This window comes from Bacteroidia bacterium, assembly GCA_019695265.1.
In the GTDB taxonomy this organism is placed as follows: Bacteria; Bacteroidota; Bacteroidia; order JAIBAJ01; family JAIBAJ01; genus JAIBAJ01.
This window is the reverse complement of the sequence record JAIBAJ010000075.1, coordinates 1-17,514: the sequence shown is the minus strand read 5'-3', so window position 1 is coordinate 17,514 and position 17,514 is coordinate 1. Positions and strand designations below refer to the sequence as shown.

At 36.9% G+C, this 17,514-nt stretch carries 14 protein-coding genes; 3 read left to right on the top strand and 11 right to left on the bottom strand.

All coding sequences use genetic code 11. The features are described from left to right. Positions 1-178 precede the first annotated feature (178 nt). Positions 179-1,243, top strand: a complete 1,065-nt coding sequence (locus K1X82_10910; protein ID MBX7182615.1) for a glycosyltransferase family 4 protein — start codon at positions 179-181, stop codon at positions 1,241-1,243. 556 nt (positions 1,244-1,799) lie between these two features. On the opposite strand, the gene K1X82_10905 is transcribed toward K1X82_10910, so the two are convergent. From K1X82_10905 to K1X82_10875, 7 genes are all read right to left on the bottom strand, one after another. Further along, the gene (locus K1X82_10905) at positions 1,800-3,347 is read right to left on the bottom strand and encodes a ribonuclease E/G (protein MBX7182614.1); all 1,548 of its coding nucleotides are present in this window, start codon (positions 3,345-3,347) and stop codon (positions 1,800-1,802) included. Positions 3,348-3,803: 456 nt separating this feature from the next. Next, positions 3,804-4,631 (bottom strand): tetratricopeptide repeat protein, encoded by an 828-nt coding sequence (locus K1X82_10900; GenBank protein ID MBX7182613.1) that lies wholly within the window; start codon positions 4,629-4,631, stop codon positions 3,804-3,806. 34 nt (positions 4,632-4,665) lie between these two features. After that, entirely contained in the window at positions 4,666-4,956 is a 291-nt protein-coding gene (locus K1X82_10895) for an integration host factor subunit beta (GenBank protein MBX7182612.1), read from the bottom strand. A gap of 257 nt (positions 4,957-5,213) precedes the next feature. Next, a complete protein-coding gene (locus K1X82_10890; protein MBX7182611.1) occupies positions 5,214-5,477 on the bottom strand; it encodes an acyl carrier protein in 264 nt (87 codons plus the stop codon). Between the two features lie 5 nt (positions 5,478-5,482). Further along, positions 5,483-6,709 (bottom strand): beta-ketoacyl-[acyl-carrier-protein] synthase family protein, encoded by a 1,227-nt coding sequence (locus K1X82_10885; protein ID MBX7182610.1) that lies wholly within the window; start codon positions 6,707-6,709, stop codon positions 5,483-5,485. A 3-nt stretch (positions 6,710-6,712) separates the two neighbouring features. Next, on the bottom strand, positions 6,713-7,441 hold the full coding sequence (fabG, locus tag K1X82_10880) for a 3-oxoacyl-ACP reductase FabG (GenBank protein ID MBX7182609.1): 729 nt from the start codon (positions 7,439-7,441) through the stop codon (positions 6,713-6,715). 1 nt (position 7,442) lies between these two features. After that, a complete protein-coding gene (locus K1X82_10875) occupies positions 7,443-8,975 on the bottom strand; it encodes an aromatic amino acid ammonia-lyase (GenBank protein ID MBX7182608.1) in 1,533 nt (510 codons plus the stop codon). 195 nt (positions 8,976-9,170) lie between these two features. Between K1X82_10875 and K1X82_10870 the strand changes: the two genes are divergently transcribed. Continuing rightward, complete coding sequence (locus K1X82_10870) at positions 9,171-9,821, top strand: MBL fold metallo-hydrolase (GenBank protein MBX7182607.1); 651 nt, start codon at positions 9,171-9,173, stop codon at positions 9,819-9,821. Here K1X82_10870 and K1X82_10865 read toward each other — a convergent pair. The 4 genes from K1X82_10865 to K1X82_10850 all read right to left on the bottom strand — a co-directional run bounded on the left by K1X82_10865 (position 9,790) and on the right by K1X82_10850 (position 15,665). After that, positions 9,790-10,503, bottom strand: a complete 714-nt coding sequence (locus K1X82_10865; protein ID MBX7182606.1) for a low affinity iron permease family protein — start codon at positions 10,501-10,503, stop codon at positions 9,790-9,792. The two genes, K1X82_10870 and K1X82_10865, sit on opposite strands and share 32 nt — an antisense overlap. Positions 10,504-10,549: 46 nt before the next feature. Then, complete coding sequence (locus tag K1X82_10860; protein MBX7182605.1) at positions 10,550-11,497, bottom strand: tetratricopeptide repeat protein; 948 nt, start codon at positions 11,495-11,497, stop codon at positions 10,550-10,552. A gap of 34 nt (positions 11,498-11,531) precedes the next feature. Further along, positions 11,532-14,639 carry a SpoIIE family protein phosphatase gene (locus K1X82_10855; GenBank protein MBX7182604.1) on the bottom strand — a complete coding sequence of 1,036 codons (3,108 nt, stop codon included), beginning with the start codon at positions 14,637-14,639 and terminating at the stop codon, positions 11,532-11,534. Positions 14,640-14,702: 63 nt separating this feature from the next. Further along, positions 14,703-15,665, bottom strand: a complete 963-nt coding sequence (locus K1X82_10850; protein ID MBX7182603.1) for a hypothetical protein — start codon at positions 15,663-15,665, stop codon at positions 14,703-14,705. A gap of 225 nt (positions 15,666-15,890) precedes the next feature. Between K1X82_10850 and K1X82_10845 the strand changes: the two genes are divergently transcribed. Further along, positions 15,891-17,450 carry a solute:sodium symporter family transporter gene (locus K1X82_10845; GenBank protein ID MBX7182602.1) on the top strand — a complete coding sequence of 520 codons (1,560 nt, stop codon included), beginning with the start codon at positions 15,891-15,893 and terminating at the stop codon, positions 17,448-17,450. Positions 17,451-17,514 lie beyond the last annotated feature (64 nt).

The window sequence follows — 17,514 nt, the reverse complement described above, 5'->3', positions numbered from 1 at the left end:
CCAATCAAAATCCCTGAATAAATCAGAATTGCATTTGCCAAACTTTGTCTTTGAATTATTCCCATGTGGTTGGACTTCTCCGTTTGGATGCAAAGATGCTTAGAATTAAGATATGCACACCGATAGCTTAAATTTACAACGCTTTCATTTTGCTTCCTACCTTTGTCCGAGTAACCTTATGAATTACAAGAAACCTAAACTGCTAATGTTCTTTATTAAAAGGGCTTCCTTTATCGAAAAGGATATTAGAATTCTTTCTAGACAATTCGATGTGATTGAATTTCAATTTAATGCGTCTAGTAAATTGCTCCTTCCTTGGGTTTTTTTTAAACAATTTACTTTTCTTTTATTTAATCTCTCAAGCTTTTCAGTTTGTATTTCGCAATTCGGCGGTTATCACTCCTTTTTGCCCGGCCTTCTAGGAAAGATTTTTAAAGTTCCTCATATTATCATTTGTTGCGGAAGTGATTGTGTGGCTTACCCGACTTTAAGCTACGGAAATCTTCGAAATGGTCTTTTGAAATGGTTTATTGGTAAAAGTTATTTTTTGGCTAATTTGCTTTGTCCGGTTCATGAAAAATTAATGGCTTATGAAAACACTTACTATTTGGAAGACAACAAATTGCAAGGGGTTTTCAATTTTTTCCCTCAACTTAATACCCCGGTTTTTCCTGTAGAAAATGGCTACGACCCCGAACAATGGAAACCAAACGGGCCTCGGAAAAAGCAATTTCTAACTGTTGCAGGTTACATGGAAGACGCCAACCGAGCCAAACTTAAAGGTGTAGATTTGGTGGAACAACTTGCAAGATACTTTCCTGATTATGAGTTTGTTCTAATTGGAGCATCCCGGCAAACCAATACCAGTAATGATCCTGCCAACTTAAAACGTATTCCTTTGGTGCCAAACCATGAAATTGGTAAATTTTACCAAGAATCTTTGTTTTATTTGCAATTCTCCATATCCGAAGGTTTTCCAAATTCTTTATCAGAAGCTATGGCATCTGGTTGTGTGCCAATTGTTTCTAATGTTTCTTCTATGCCTGAAATCATTGGTGATACTGGATTTATTCTAGAAATTCGCGATATCAATAAATTGGTTGATTTGGTAAAATTGGCCCTTCATGCCGACTTAAACTCCTTGTCTGAAAAGGCTCGTGAACGAATTATTACGCATTATCCTCAATCTAATAGGGAATTGAAATTGTTCCAGGCTATTTCTTCACTTGTTCCTAATTTGTAGTTTATTTTAGGGGCGGGCCGCTTTTGCCCCCAGGCATTTCGGTTAAACTACAAGTTGCAAAAGGCAAAATCGCCGGGCTATTCACTTCAAGTCCTCGCCCGAAAGGGTTCGGGCTGTGGGCTTTCCGTTGCTATCCCTGCCCGAACTAAACCCCAACCTGACGTCCTTCGTTCAAAGTAATTTGCCAGTCAAAGTTTAGTGAATTAATGAGAATTGCATTGGCCATTTTTTCTTTCATTGGCAATTAAATTCAGTCAATTCAGGTTTGATAAGTTTGATTGGTTAGCATTACAGCCTGGGTTTGCACCTCGGGCAACGATTGAAGCAAGTAGCTCCAAGTTCACGCAGCGATTAGCAAAGTGAACTTGGACTACAGCTGAAAGCGTGACCCGAACGCCCACTTCCTGACCTTTGTAGTTGTTTAAAAATAGGTTTGGGCGGAGGGGGCCCGCCAAATTCTATTAATTAAATAAATAAGATGCTTTAAAAGGTATGGAATTTTGCCTTTGAAAAAAGCCCCTGAATCCAGATTGATCAAGGGCTTTCCGGTGAAAAATTAAACGGTTATTTCCTCTCCAACTTTGTTATAGAATTGATATTCAAGGAAGTTAAGAGAAGAGATGGAGTTAATTTTCACCCAAGATCCATACTTCCACCACCAACGCATTTGAGTTGAAGGAAGTCCATGTTGCAGATAAGATCCCACAAATGGATGAACCGCCAGGGTAATATTTTTCTCATTTTGCTCCTTTAGGATGAAGCGGATGTTGTTTTCAATTTCGTCTGTTACCAAAATGGTTGGTCCAATTTCACCACTTCCGTTGCAAGTAGGGCATTTTTCAAGCACTTTGATATTTGTTTCAGGTCGTACCCTTTGGCGGGTTAACTGAACCAAACCGAATTTTGATGGAGGAAGAATGTTATGCTTGGCCTTATCGGTCTTCATCTCATCTTTCAATACTTGATAAAGTTGGTTTTTATGTTCTTGGTTGTGCATATCAATGAAATCAATCACGATGATTCCACCCATATCACGCAATCGAAGCTGGCGTGCTATTTCTTTGGCTGCTTCCAGATTGGTTTCCAATGCATTAGCTTCCTGATTGTTTTCTGAAGAACGGTTACCGCTATTTACATCAATTACATGCATTGCCTCGGTATGCTCTAATATCAGATAACCACCATTTTTGAACGTGACGGTTTTTCCAAATGCCGCTTTAATTTGTCTATCAACGCCAAAATGGTCAAAAATGGGTGCCTTGCCTTTATAAAGCTTCACTATTCCTTCCAATCCGGTGGATTTATTCTTCAGGTAATTCTGAATTTCATCGGCAATTTCGGCATTATTTACGTGAATAGCCTGAAAAGTGTCATTGAGTATATCGCGCAGGATGGCAAGTTTCTTATTTATTTCTCCGATCAATTTTACCGGAGGCTGAGCTTTTTTAAGTTCTTGAAAAAGGCTATCCCATTTGGCAACCAATTCTTTCATATCTGCTTCGAGTTCAGCTATGCTTTTCCCTTCTGCAACTGTACGTACAATAACTCCGAAGCCCTTTGGTTTGGTTTCTTGAGCCATTTTCCTGAGTCTATCGCGCTCCTCGTTGGTTTTAATTTTCTGAGAAACAGATACTCTTTCGCTAAAAGGGACAAGAACTACATACCTTCCGGCTATTGAAATTTCGGAAGATATTCGAGGACCCTTATTCGAGATAGGTTCTTTGGCAATTTGAACCGGAATCATGGCGATATTATTCAGTACCTGGGTAATTTTACCTGTTTTGATAATATCGGGTTCTTGTTTAAAATGTTGTAAGGTGCTATGGTTGATTTTACCTTGTTGAGCCAACTTCATATATTTAAGAAGGCTTTGAACCTGAGGTCCAAGGTCGAGGTAATGCAGGAAGGCATCTTTTTCATAACCTACATCAACAAAGGCAGCATTTAGGCCCGGCATAATTTTTTTGATCCGGCCCAAATAGATATCTCCGACGGCAAAATCGGAATTTCCCTTTTCACGATGCATTTCTATGAGTTGCTTATCGCGAAGCAGGGCAATGACTACCTCACTCTGGGAGGCGTCAATGACTAGTTCATAATTCATTGATACAATCTCTTTTCAAAATCCTGGATATGTCAAATTAAGGAAGAAGGATATTCAGCCTAAAGTTGCCAATAGATTCCAAACTAAGAATTATTTGAATTTCTTGCTGTTATGGTCCAAAAATGAAGAATTGTTTTTGGACTATACAGTTATTGAAATGGCATAAACCATTGAAATTTTTGAAATAGCTTTAGCTAAATCTACTATAATACTAGTAATGGAATGTAAAGAATACACAAATTACTAAATAGGAAGTTACACCAAGGTACGAACAGGTCGTTCCTTAGTGTAACAACATATTTAAAAGGGAAGAATTACCCTACTTATTTCTTTTTATGTCTGTTTTTCCTTAGACGCTTTTTGCGCTTATGGGTAGACATCTTATGACGTTTACGTTTTTTTCCGCTTGGCATGAGATTTTCGGATTAATGGTTTAACAATTAGTGAATTAGTATTTTATGAAGATTTAATTTCCTGAATGTAGTTCTGAAGTTGAACTTGGAATTCAGGATCTTTGGTCTTCGATTTCAATATTTCGATTGTTTTGATAGCTTCATCTTTCTTACCCATCTTTTCATAAACATTGGCAAGGTAGATATAGGCATCGAGGTAATCCGGCTTAATTTGAACAAGGTAATTGAATCGTTCCAATGCTTTGTCCAATTGTCCGCTTTGCAAGGCAAAATATCCTAAATTAACCAAGGCTGTAACATTGTTTGGATCCTTAGCAACCACATCCAACAAGAGTTTAACACCTTGCATGGGTGGACTACCTAGTAGTTGAGCACCTTCAACGAAACAAACACCTAAATTAGCTTTGGCTTCTAGGTTACCGGAATCTTTTGCTAAAACATTTTCAAAGGAGGAAATAGCCTTTTTGGTGAAGAAAAGCTTTTGTCCATCCTTTTCGGTGGTTCTAGCCGCAATTAGATAACGAAAACCGGCATTATACCAGTTTTCTACCGTTGGTGCAATTCTGGTAATTTTTTCAATGCAATAACCCGACATCCCGGCATTTTGAACAGAAGCCCAAAATTCGGCGGCTTGTTTTAAACTGGCTGTATCTCCTTTTGTCTCCCAAGAATTTAAAGCCGCCAGAGAACCGCTATCTAAGCTGTTTCTGGCTTCTGTTTCAAAATCCGAAAAGGAAAAAGAGGTATCCAGTTGGGCCATAGGCATTTTTTTTGCCAATCCAGCAGGAGCCTTTTTAGGAAGCAGGTAAAAACCTACTGCAACCAAAGCACAGAAAAGAATTGCACCTAACTGCAAACCTTTGGAATTCATAGATTACCTTAATTAAAAAAAGAACGATACTTGATTATTTCGATTTCTGATTTTTCTTCACTTTGTCTACAAAGGTTTTTGCAGGACGGAAAGCAGGAATAAAATGTTCAGGAATAACGATGCTTTGGTTTTTGGTAATAATACGACCAGTCTTAGCGGCGCGTTTTTTTACTATAAAACTTCCAAATCCACGTAAGTAAACATTGTTACCAGTGGTAATTGAAGTTTTTACAATTTTCATGAATGCTTCAACGGTAGCAGATACTGCAACTTTTTCAACTCCGGTTTTCTCGGAAATCTCGTTGATAATGTCAGCTTTTGTCATTGATTTTTAGGTTTTTGTGTTAGGTTTAGGTGGTTATTTTTGGGGGTGCAAAAATAGGGAGTATTTTTTAAAAATAAAAACAATGATTGTCTTAATTTTCAGAAACAATCAAATTAATAAATAAGATAGCTTTTTTCGGGTATGGAAAGCCCAGTTTAGTTCAATTTAGAATGAATTTCCTTTTAGTATAATTGGGTTATTTTTAAATAATAAAATTAGGTAAAAAATTTATAGTTGTTAATTTAATCTAGATAAGTTTATTTTCTAGCATTGGTAATTACAAAATTATAGAAATCCTGGATAGTCACGATGGTTGTAAAATCTTCGCCTTTTGGTTTAAATCCAAAATTGTCATCAATCAGTACTACCAAATCTACATAATCAAGGCTATCCAGATCCAAGGTTTCTTTTAAGTTTTTGTCCGGTGATATATCACTGGCATCCACTTCAAACTCATTTATGAAGATAGAATTAATCTTTTCAATGGTTGCTTGGTTGGTTAAGGTAGTTGTTTCAGACATGGTTCCTATGGTTTATACTTTTTAACTATCAAAGTGCTATTGGTTCCTCCGAAGCCGAAAGAATTGGACAAAAATACATCAATGTTCTTTTCCAAAGTCTTATCAGCAATAAAGAGTTTAGCAGAATTTTCATCCGGTGTTTCGAAATTGATATTAGGTGCAACAAAATCGTTTTGCATCATTAACATGCTGTAAACTACTTCACTTGCCCCTGCCATCCAACATTCGTGTCCGGTCATACTTTTGGTACTGCTTACCGGAATATTTAAGTCACCAATAACCGAATAAATGGCTTGGGCCTCATGTGCATCACCAATTGGAGTGCTGGTGGCATGAGCGTTTATGTAATCCAAATCCTTTGCTTGTAAACCGGATTCCTTTAAAGCCATGCTGATGCTACGAGCAGGGCCTTCAACCGTAGGTTGGGAAATATGTGCAGCATTGGAGCTAAACCCATATCCAATAACCTCAGCTAAAATTGGAGCTCCGCGTTTTAAAGCATTCTCCAAACTTTCCAAAATAACAGTAGCTGCTCCACCGCTCGGAACCAAACCGTCTCTGTTTTTATCAAATGGCCTGCTGGCTTTTGTAGGATCTGATTCACGGGCACTGAATGCACCCAATCCGTCAAAGCTTGCCATACTTTGAAGGTTTAATTCCTGGGCACCTCCACAAATGATTGCATCAGATAAACCATGTTTAATTAATACATAGCCAATACCAATGGAGTGACTTCCACTTGCACAAGCAGCCGATATAGTGAAATTAACGCCCTTTAATTTGAAAATAGTGGCCAAATTCATGGTCACGGTGCTATTCATGCTTTGAAAAATATATCCTGAACCAAGTAATTGGGTATCCTTTTTTTCTCTTACAATATCGTTGCTTTCAATTACAGGACCGGATGAACTATCGTTTCCGTAGAGTATTCCAACAATATGTGAATCAAGATAATCCTGATCCATTTGGGCGTTTTTAAGGGCTTCAGCAGTGGCAAGATACGCATATTCACCTTGTTCGGGCAGCATAATTCTGGTTCTCCTATCCAAGATTCCTTTTAGTTGGGGCTTATCAATTACACCCGTCAATGCCGATCTAAATCCAAATTCTTTTCTAGCTTGTTCAAATCCTATTCCGGAAATTCCATTAAATAAGGAATGCCTTACCTTTTCCAGATCAGTTCCGATGGTACTATAAATTCCTATACCTGTAATTACAACTCTGTTTTCCATGAATTAACTATATAAACCTCCATTGACATTAATGACTTCTGCAGTAATATAGCTTGCCTCCGGTGAGGCTAAATAACCGACCAAGGAAGCAACTTCTTCCGGTTTGCCAAAACGATTCATTGGAATCATTCCTTTTAATTCTGCCTCTGGAAGTGCGGAAGTCATATCGGTGGAAATGAATCCTGGAGCTACTGCATTAACAGTAATATTTCGTTTAGCAAGTTCCAAACCCAATGATTTGGTTGCTCCAATAATTCCTGCCTTTGTTGCAGCATAATTTACCTGCCCTGGATTTCCTTTTACCCCAGCTAAGGATACTATGTTAATTATCCTACCATAGCGTTTCCTAACCATTCCTTGTAATACTGGTTTGGTTACATTGTAAAAACTATTTAGGTTGGTTTGGATTACGGAATTCCAATCTTCCCATTCCATTTGAACCATTAACATGTCTTTTGTAATTCCGGCATTATTGACCAATATTTCAATTGGATTTTCAGGATGAGAGGCTATCCAAGCTTCCAAACATTCCTTGGTTTGGATGGTATTGGAAACATCAAACTTTAGTAATTCGCCTGTACCTCCATTTGCAAGGAGGGATTCCAGACAATTTTTAGCCTCTGTTTCGTTGGATCTATAATTAATTAAAACAAAATAACCCATACTTGCCAATTTCAACGAAATAGCCCTTCCAATTCCTCTGGATCCTCCGGTAACTAATGCTGTTTTCATGCTAAAGTTCTAAGTCATTGTTTTTTAAATAGGAACTTAGCTTTTCAATCTCTTTATATTTAGGTGCATCGCCAATGAATTTATCTGAAACATGGCGGATTTGATTGTAAACTTTCCTAGTTAAGGGCGACATTTTTTTATCCGACTTAATGTAATCTATGGCTTGGGCAATAGACATCATTTCGATAGCTAAAACATCAAAGGTATTATCAATGACCTTTTTGGTTAATAACGCTGAATTGGTTCCCATGCTAACAATATCTTGATTGTCGTTGTTACATGGAATACTATGAACATACATAGAATTACTTAAAGTTTGATTTTCTGCAGTTGTACTTGTAGCAGTAAATTGAACCCCTTGCATTCCAAAATTAAGACCTAATTTTCCTAGATTGACAAAAGGTGGCAATACATTATTCAATTTATCATTAAACAAGAAATTTAATTGTCGCTCAGCTAACATACTGGTTTTAGTCATGGCCAGTTTCACCTTATCCATTTCCAGCGAAACATAATCACCATGAAAATTTCCGCCATGAAATACATTCTGTCTTTCGGCATCAATAACCGGATTGTCATTGACAGAATTTAATTCATCTATCAGGATTTTTTCAGAAAATTCTAAGGTATCCCAAACAGGACCTAATATTTGTGGAACACAACGAACAGAATAATATTCTTGAACCTTTTCCTTGATTACATCCACTTCTACTTTCTTGTTGTACAAATGATCAGGGCGGTGTTTGGTAAGTTTGCTTCCATTCAGTAATTTTCTCATTTCAGCTGCAACGAAAGCTTGTCCGTTGTGCCTTTTGGTTGCATTTAGTTCAAAGGAGTAATGATCGTCATAAGCCTGAACCGCTTCATTAATCATGGCAGAGGCAGCAATAGAGTAATGCAGAGCCCGTTTAGCCATTTGAATATTCAGAATTCCTATTCCTGTCATGGCAGAGGTTCCATTCATTAAACCTAAACCTTCCCGAATATGAATACCAATAGGTTTTACTCCTGCCTTTTCAAAAGCAACAGCAGTATCCATAGTTTTACCTTTGTACCTTGCTTCACCCTCTCCAATCAGTCCAAGAGCAAGATGCGCTAATTGGACCAAATCTCCACTGGCACCTACTCCTCCATGTTCAAAAATTAATGGTAAAACGTCCTTGTTTAGCAAACTAACCAAGGTGTCAATTACTTCCGGGTGAATACCTGAATAACCTTTAATTAGCGTATTCAATCTAGCTAAAATTACAGCTCGTAAATAAGTATCGGGAAGAACAGACCCTAAACCTGAGCTATGACTGCGGATTAAATTGTATTGAAGTTCGGACCTATGTTTATCATCAATTTTAAACTGGGCCATACTTCCAAAACCTGTGTTTATCCCATAAATAACTTTATCTTTCGAGAACTGCTCTAGAAAGTTAAAGCTGCGTTGAACTTTCTCAATAGCTTCTTTAGAAACTTCTACCTTTTTCTGTCCAAGAACGATTTCGGTAAATTGACTGGAATCTAATTCTCCACTCCCTATTTTCATGCCTTATATCCGGATTTGTCTTTGTTAGAACTCTTTGGAAAGCAATTTCCAAAGAGAGAGCAAAGATAAACCTAATGTTAAATTGTAAAAAGATCATTCATCATATTTTTATAAAATCTTACTAATTCTGGATTTAAGAAAAGTTGGGCTCTGGTTTTCATACTTTTCTATTTCCTTTGCAATCGCATTAAAAGAATGATAAAGATCAAGAAATTTACCTTTAATCCTTTTCAAGAGAATACATTTATTGTTTGGGATAACTCATTGGAATGTGCCATTATTGATCCGGGTTGCTATTTACCTGAAGAAAAGAGGGTAATTCAACAATTTATTGAAGAAAATAATTTAGAACCTAGGCTGCTCTTGAATACACATGCTCATATTGACCATGTTATGGGGAATAGTTTTATTAAAAATACCTATTATCTGGAGCCTTGGATGCATAGTGCAGATTTAAAAACCTTAAAAGCTGCAGCACCTTATGGGGTATTAATTGGCCTTCGAATGGATGACCCTCCTATTCCGACTCAGTTTCTCGATGATTATAATAAAATCGAGTTTGGTCTTAGCTCATTGGATATTCTTTTTACGCCAGGTCATGCCCCTGGTCATGTCAGTTTTTACCATTCAGAATCGAACAGCTTGTTTTCAGGTGATGTATTGTTTGCGGGAGGAATTGGAAGGTACGATTTACCGGGAGGTAATTATCAAACACTTATGGACAGCATTGTGAATAAAGTATTTAGTTTGCCAAATGATACAACAATATTTTGTGGACATGGACCTGAAACAACCATTGGTAAAGAAAAACAAACTAATCCGTTTGTTTTGGAATATTTGAGTTAATTTCTCCGGCCCCGTTGCCCGAATCTTTCTTTGGCCTTGGTTTTCTCCAAGGCCTCTTCTTTTTAACAGGTGTTGTTACATTGGAGTTTATTTCCTCTTTTTCTGATTGTAATTTGGGTTTTTGAGGATTATTCAAGCTATTAGAGGATATGTTTTTTTTCTCTTTATCTTGAAGTGCTAATTTTTGTGGAAGGTTTTGTGGCTTATATGGTTTTTGCCTTCGATTTTGATGACCATCCTGCTTCTTACTCCGATGCAAGAACTCTGCCTCTTCAATGCTGTGAGATTCATGTACCGCCATTTCCTTCTCCGCTTTCCTACTCAATAGCACGTAGAATTTTACCAATATTTCCATTTCAGCTTCACTTAAATCCTCCACATCCAACAAACGATTACTTGCATTTTTTTGAGAAGCGATTAACTCATTTAATTTTAATTTAAACGCCAAAGAATCTAAGTTTTGACTTTTTTGAATTAAAAACACCATCAGGAATGTGACAATGGTAGTACTGGTATTGATAACCAATTGCCAGGTATCGCTATAACCAAAAAGAGGGCCACTTAATAGCCAAAGTACCACTACAATCAGGGCAGTAAAAAATGCATAAGACGAACCTGAAGCCTTGGCAACAGCCAATGCAAAACGTTCAAATAAAGATTTGGAAGGTTTTTGACTAATCATTTCTCAAAGATGAAAAATGAATTGGATTTCCAAACCTTTCTTCAGTTTATTTTTTACAGAATTTATTCCTGGCAATTACTGCATTTTCTAACCCTAAATCAGATGCCTTGAGAATATCTTCACAGCCATCGTCCGGATTACCTGCTGCTACCTTGGATATACCTCGGTTTAGATAGGAATCAGCATCCATTGGATTCAATTCTATAGCTTTGGAATAGTCTTGAATGGCTTTTTGTGAGTTATCCATTGCATCATATGCAATTCCTCTATTGTAATATATATCCGGATCATCAGGACGGATTGTCAGTGCTTTGGTGTAATCGGATATAGCAAATTCCGGCCTTTTAAGCATATTGTTACAAATACCTCTGTTTAATAAAGCGTCTACATTGTTAGGGTTTATGGACAAGGTTTTATCAAAGTCAGAAACAGCTTCCATGAACTTTTCTAATTTCATTTGAGCCATTCCTCTGAACAAATAAACTTTTTCTTCATTCGGGTTTAACTTGATAGCTAATTCAAATTCCACTATCGCGGCAAATTGATCGCCCAAATTGTGTAAAGCTATTCCCCGATTGAGATGAGCTTCTCTGTCGTTAGGGAACATTTTTTCAGCAATGGTTAAATCTTCTAAAGCTTTTTTATAATTCTGTTCATTATTATACAAAATACCTCGGTATTTGTAAGCTTCATTAAAATTTGGATCTATTAAAATGGCTTTACTAAAATCAGCAATAGCGTCAATACTTCGTTTGGTGGCATAATAGGCTAAACCGCGGTAATAATATGATTTCGCATCGTTTTCTTTTAGTTTAATTGCCTTTGTAAAATCTAAAATAGCTGATTCATATTTTCCGGTTTGTGCATTGGTTAAACCTGAATTGAAGACTTTCTCAAAGCTTTCTTGTCCAAGAGAAATCTGAACCAAGCTAATGGTAAGGATAAAAACCAAAAAGAGAGAAGGAAGTTTCAAGGATTTACTATTTGAATTCAATTTTACTGATTTTTTTAATTGATGGATTTATTATTTAAAAATTTTTTATCCGAACACCGATAACTAATACGTCATCTACTTGTTCTAATTCACCTTGCCAGGATTTAAAGAAGTTATAAAGTTTTTCTCTTTGTTCTTCCATGGGAAGGCTCCATATTTCAAGTAATAGCCTTTTAAAATTGCTTTTCTTAATTTTCTTTCCTTCCGGCCCTCCAAACTGATCAGCAAATCCATCCGAGAAGAGATAGATAACATCATCCGGTTGAGTGATTATTTCATGGTTGGTGAATGTTTTATAAGCTTCACCAATAAACCTACCAATAGGAATATTGTCCGCTTTAAATTCTAACAATTCTCCTTTTCTGATCAAGTACAATCCATTGTAGGCACCGGCAAACTCCAATGTCCCTGTAGATTTATCCAAGCAACACAAAGCCGCATCCATTCCGTCCTTTACTGTCGAATCTTCCAATGTTTGGTGGAGGGTTGAGGTAATTCCTTTGTTTACTTCATCCAAAATTATGGAAGGCTTAGTTATACCATGCTCCTTTACTGCCTGGTTCAATAAATTATTGGTAACTATTGAAATAAATGCTCCCGGAACACCATGTCCCGTACAATCACATGCTGCAAATAATACTTTATTGCCTTTTTCTTCTATCCAATAAAAATCACCGGATACTATACCTTTAGATTTGAAAAAAATAAAGGACTCGGGAAGTAGTTTTTTAAATTGACTTGTAGTTGGATAAATGGCCTTTTGGATACGTTTTGCATATTTAATACTATCCGTAATGTTTTTTGCATTTTTCTCTATCTCATTTTTATTCTCAATGATTTCTTGGTTTCTTAATTCTAATTCTTCTGTCCTGATCCTCACCACTTCTTCTAACTTGAGTTTATCCTTTAAAAGTTTATTGGTTCGATAATGAATGTATAAATAAATACCCATGATAAAGGATGTAACTACTAACAAATAAAACCACCATTCCTTGAAAAATGGTTTCTTAATGATAATAATTAAACTTGCCGGTTCCGTGGTCCAAACGCCATATTCGTTGCAAGCTTTTACCACAAATTCGTAGTTCCCATCATACAGGGATGAGTAAAAGGCTAAATTGATTGGCGTCACATCTGACCAGCCCTTATCATAACCCTTTAACATGAATTTGTACCGTATAGCTTCAGGGTTTTTTAAGTAGGGGCTTATAAAATGTATACTTAGACTATGCGCTCCATAAGGTAATTCTATGATTCTTCTAGGATCATAATTGGTTGAATCTGCTTGGGCAAAATGGATGAGAATTTTTGGCTCCTGCCTGGCAAGCTTCTCATTTTTTTCACTGTACCTTAAAACTCCAATGTCTGTGCATAACCAAATAGTTTTGTTCCCTTTGAAAAAGCTATTCACCGAAAAGTCAAAAGATGAGTTTCCTAAAGAACCGTAATAGCTGACTAATCGGTTTTTTTTGGGGTCTATACTACTTAGACCTTTCTGATGGCTAACCCAAATTCTACCATTAATATCGTTTTGGATTTTGTAACAATAATCACTTGCTAAACCATCTTTTTGACTGTAACGTTCAAAATGAATTCCATCGTAATTAAAAACACCATAACCTAACGAAGCAAACCATATCTGGCCTTTGTCATCCGTGCAAATGGAATTGATATTGCTTATTTCAAACTTTTGATTTTTTACTTGTTTGATTTGTTTACCTTCATAATAGGCAACTTTGTTTTCGGCAGATGCTATCCATATCCTTCCATCTTTGGTTGCCTCTAAATCATTAATTGAATTGTGAGGTAGTCCATCCTCTGTTGTTATTTTCTGCTTTAATGCACCTCGGTCATCCAAAACAAAAATCCCATCGGATGTTCCTATCCAAAATTCATTTTCACCGGTTTTCTCAATGCATTTTATGGAATTAACCAGGTTTCCAGAGCCAAGTTGAATGCGTTTAGAGGAATAACTTTTTATATCAAACCGAAAAAGGCCATTTTGAGAAGTACCTATCCATAAAATAGTTCCATCCAATTCAAGGCAATTTATTCGATCTTCCGGTAAAAGATTTAATGAGGCTAAGTCATTAATTTTCCACTTGGCATCGTTAAAGTTCATTTGAAAAACGCCGGTTGACGTACCAACCCAAAAATTGTCTAATTCATCTCTTTCTATACAGGTAACATTAGCATCGACCAATTTTCCCTGACCATAAAAAACACCAAAAATTTCATTCTCAAACTTCAAAATTCCATGATTGAATGTGGATAACCAGGTATTTCCTTCCCGGTCTATAAAAATGTTGGTGACGGTTGGATTGTTCCATTTGTCCCCTGATGAAAAATAATCGATATTAATTAAACTATTTTTTCTGTATCCAAAATTGGCACGAACCACCCCATCAGATTTGGTCCCAATCCATAATAACTTGCCGTCTTCACTGATACGATTGACATGCTGGGGAAATTGGTTTTCTTTACCTAAGTGAGAAATTATCGTTGGCTTTGGATATAAATCAATCTGATAAACCCCATCATCATCTGTTGCCACCCAAAATCCACCATCTAGTCGTGGTATAACTTGATTTATTTTTATATCTTCTAAAATTGGCACTGCTTCCGGTCGCAATGCCTGTGTGTTTAAATCAATTATTTTTAATCCACTATCGGTTCCAATCAGGGCTTTGTTATGCTTTAACTGGCAATATGAATAAATCAAAAACTTATCCTCTCCTACTAAATGTTGCCTAAAATTAGAATGTGAATTAAATTCAACAATTCCATTTGATCTGGAAATAGCTAAAATTTTCCCTTCTGCATTTTCATGGAACTCTAGAATGGTACTTTGAATAGAAGCAGGTGTATTGATCTGCTTAAACACTAAACCATCAAAAATAAAAATCAGTCCTTCATAGGTTCCTATCCATAAAAACCCTTTTTTGTCTAAATATCCGGATGAAATATTGGCTTTACCCAGGTAACTATTCGAACATTTTTCGCTTTTTCTTCCATCAAAACGGTAAAGCCCTTTATTACTTCCTATCCATAAATAGTTATCTTTATCCTGAATAGTCATATTAATGGTAAGGTCCATTAAACCCTGTTGCTTTCCAATTAAGATAGGACCATTTGCCCTCATAGGAAGGCAATAGAAAAGGAAAACTATTAGTATGATATGTCGTACCCAGGTAAATTGCACGGCTTATTTAACTCTTTTGTATATTTTTTCTTTGTTGAATCGTTCGGTTTCTCTTAACTTCTCCAATGTATTGGTATACTTGTAAATTGGCTTTCCACCGATAGGTATGGTATAAAAAGGAAGAAATTGGCCATATTGATTGGTAATGTAAAAGCAAATATTGTTATTGGCCTTTCCTGCCGTTGAAGGAACAAACTGAACATCCAAGGACCTGTCTCTTTCTGACTCAAATATTACATGTTTACTCGACTTCCATTCCTGGTCATTACTCATTTCCACCCATTCTCCTTTTTTCTCGTACGAAACTATTTTAATTACACCACCTTCGTCCCAATCGTAGTTGTGTTGCTGAACCGAAACAACACTTTTATCGATATAAGGGTATAAATGACAAACTTGCCCTGCTTTTTCAGGCATCCGAAAAGTGTATTCATACGTAAAGGCATTGGCCCCTTCAATTGGGATGTTTTTTTCGGCAGAGGTTGAAAAAAAGTAACGGTATAAATTTCCATCATCTCCTTCAACGCCTTCTGCAATTATTTTTACTATGTATGCATTCTCCGATTCTACCCATTCTCCATCGGTTGGATAGATAGGGTCAAACGTAAACCAGTCATTGTCATATTGGGTAGAATTGCCAAAGGTTTTTGTGGCCAATAAGTTGCCTGATGCATAACTCCCCTTGGGATGTATGTGTTTAGCATCCGGATTTGAAAAGGAACCATTACCGCCAATTACTGAAAATTTGGTCTTTGTATCTGTGGATCCATAGACTTCATCATTTGCCCCCCCAACTTCCGGATCAAAAATTCGAACATAGATGGGATTCTTGTAGGTTACCGGAATTCTCAAAAAGAAAATCTGTATGTAATCATCATCCCCGTAGCTCAATGAACTCTTTTTACCAAACGTGACAAGAAAGGGAATATTCTCATCAATGGCAGGTACTGGCTGAGCCATTACCATTTCATCACTAAAAATTACTAATAAAAAAACTATTATAAAAAATATCTGTCTACTCAATGATTTTGTCATTTCCTTCTCTTAACGAATACAAGTGGTTTGTGGTTTCGAATTAATTTCAATGTCAAAGGTAAAGACCTTTGTTCTGTCAAAAATTTCGTATATTTCGATTTGGAATGATTCTACATAACACAATTGCTCATTCCTTTTTATCTTATGTTTGGACCCATGTTTACCACCCTTATTCAAACTCAGATTCTTCAAGGTTTTAACCTTTTTGATACCATCTGTTTCTTCGGATTTACTCTTTTTATCATTTTTTATTCGCTTTGGGAAGGGCGTAAAGAGGAATCTTCCGAAGATTATTTCCTGGCCGGACGTGGTTTAAATTGGTGGTTAATTGGTTTTTCATTAATAGCATCCAATATCTCTACAGAACATTTTGTAGGTATGGCCGGAAGAGGATACGAACTAGGTTTGGCCATTGCCAGTTATGAATGGATGGCTGCCATTACCTTGGTTATCGTTGCTTATTTTCTTTTGCCACGGTTTTTAAAAAGTGGCATTTACACTATACCCGAATTTTTAGAATACCGTTATAACAAGACTGCAAGAGGTTTAATGGCAGGATTGATGATGCTGGCTTACATCTTTGTGGCATTAGCTACCGTTTTATATAGCGGTGCACTTGCTTTAAATGTTCTTTATGGCCTCGATACCCTTCAGGGAATTTTAATTATTGCTGCACTCTCCGGAATTTACACCATTTGGGGTGGTTTGAAAGCGGTAGTTTGGAGCGATTTGTTTCAAGGTGGTGCTTTGCTACTAGGTGGTGCCCTCGTTACCTACCTCGGAATGGATGCCATTGGTGGTTGGGAGGTGTTTGTTTCCAAAGCCTCCGATAAATTGCATACTGTTCTACCTGCAGATCACCCTGAAATGCCTTGGGTGGCCGTTTTTGTCGGTGGACTTTGGATTCCTAACCTGTTTTATTGGGGATTAAATCAATTTATTACACAACGAACACTCGCAGCACAAAACCTGGCTGAAGGACAAAAGGGCATTTTGTTTGCTGCCAGTATGAAAATTATTATTCCTTTTATCATAGTCTTTCCGGGTATCATCGCTTCTATTTTGTATAAAGATCAAATTGCAACCGGCGATGGAGCCTATCCGGTATTGATAAAAAACCTTTTGCCCCAAGGATTAAGGGGATTTATGTTGGCTGCCTTGCTCGGTGCTGTAATGAGCACCCTTGCTTCCCTTGTCAACAGCGCATCCACCATTTTTACCATCGATATTTATAAAAATTATCTAAGCAAAAATCACCAGGCCAACCACTTGGTTAGTGTGGGCCGATGGTCTTCTTTAATCATCATGATTTTTGGTTGTATTTGGGCTCCCATGATTTCTAAATTCGAAAATGTTTTTCAATACATCCAAATGTTTTGGGGTTTTATTTCTCCCGGTATTGTCGCTGTTTTTGTTTGGGGGATTTTTTGGAAAAAAGTGCCGGCCAGAGCCGCCATTACCGGAATCTTGCTAAATATTCCGGTATATGGTCTTTTGCTTTACTTTCTTCCTGAAGTGGCATTTTTGCACCACATGGCAATTACCTTTTTACTGATTAGTGCCGCCATAGTAGCTATTACCCTGCTTAGTCCAAATGATAAACCTTACCAATTGCCCGAATTAAAAGCCATGGATCTTCAATCCAATACTTTGGTGAAGATCTGGAGCATTGCTTTGGTTTTGGTAATTATTGGACTTTATGTGCGCTTTTTCTAATTACGTAACACCTTTCAGCTTGCTGCTTCTTCCATTTTGGCCTTAAATCTAAAAGGTCTTGGTT

Bases quoted from the DNA above. Each gene is read 5' to 3' on its own strand.
- K1X82_10910 (MBX7182615.1), top strand. From the start codon at position 179: ATGAATTACAAGAAACCTAAACTGCTAATGTTCTTTATTAAAAGGGCT.
- K1X82_10900 (MBX7182613.1), bottom strand. From the start codon at position 4,631: ATGAATTCCAAAGGTTTGCAGTTAGGTGCAATTCTTTTCTGTGCTTTG.
- fabG (MBX7182609.1), bottom strand. From the start codon at position 7,441: ATGAAAACAGCATTAGTTACCGGAGGATCCAGAGGAATTGGAAGGGCT.
- K1X82_10890 (MBX7182611.1), bottom strand. From the start codon at position 5,477: ATGTCTGAAACAACTACCTTAACCAACCAAGCAACCATTGAAAAGATT.
- K1X82_10850 (MBX7182603.1), bottom strand. From the start codon at position 15,665: ATGGTAATGGCTCAGCCAGTACCTGCCATTGATGAGAATATTCCCTTT.
- K1X82_10865 (MBX7182606.1), bottom strand. From the start codon at position 10,503: ATGATTAGTCAAAAACCTTCCAAATCTTTATTTGAACGTTTTGCATTG.
- K1X82_10845 (MBX7182602.1), top strand. From the start codon at position 15,891: ATGTTTACCACCCTTATTCAAACTCAGATTCTTCAAGGTTTTAACCTT.
- K1X82_10905 (MBX7182614.1), bottom strand. From the start codon at position 3,347: ATGAATTATGAACTAGTCATTGACGCCTCCCAGAGTGAGGTAGTCATT.
- K1X82_10855 (MBX7182604.1), bottom strand. From the start codon at position 14,639: ATGAGGGCAAATGGTCCTATCTTAATTGGAAAGCAACAGGGTTTAATG.
- K1X82_10870 (MBX7182607.1), top strand. From the start codon at position 9,171: ATGATAAAGATCAAGAAATTTACCTTTAATCCTTTTCAAGAGAATACA.
- K1X82_10895 (MBX7182612.1), bottom strand. From the start codon at position 4,956: ATGACAAAAGCTGACATTATCAACGAGATTTCCGAGAAAACCGGAGTT.
- K1X82_10875 (MBX7182608.1), bottom strand. From the start codon at position 8,975: ATGAAAATAGGGAGTGGAGAATTAGATTCCAGTCAATTTACCGAAATC.
- K1X82_10885 (MBX7182610.1), bottom strand. From the start codon at position 6,709: ATGGAAAACAGAGTTGTAATTACAGGTATAGGAATTTATAGTACCATC.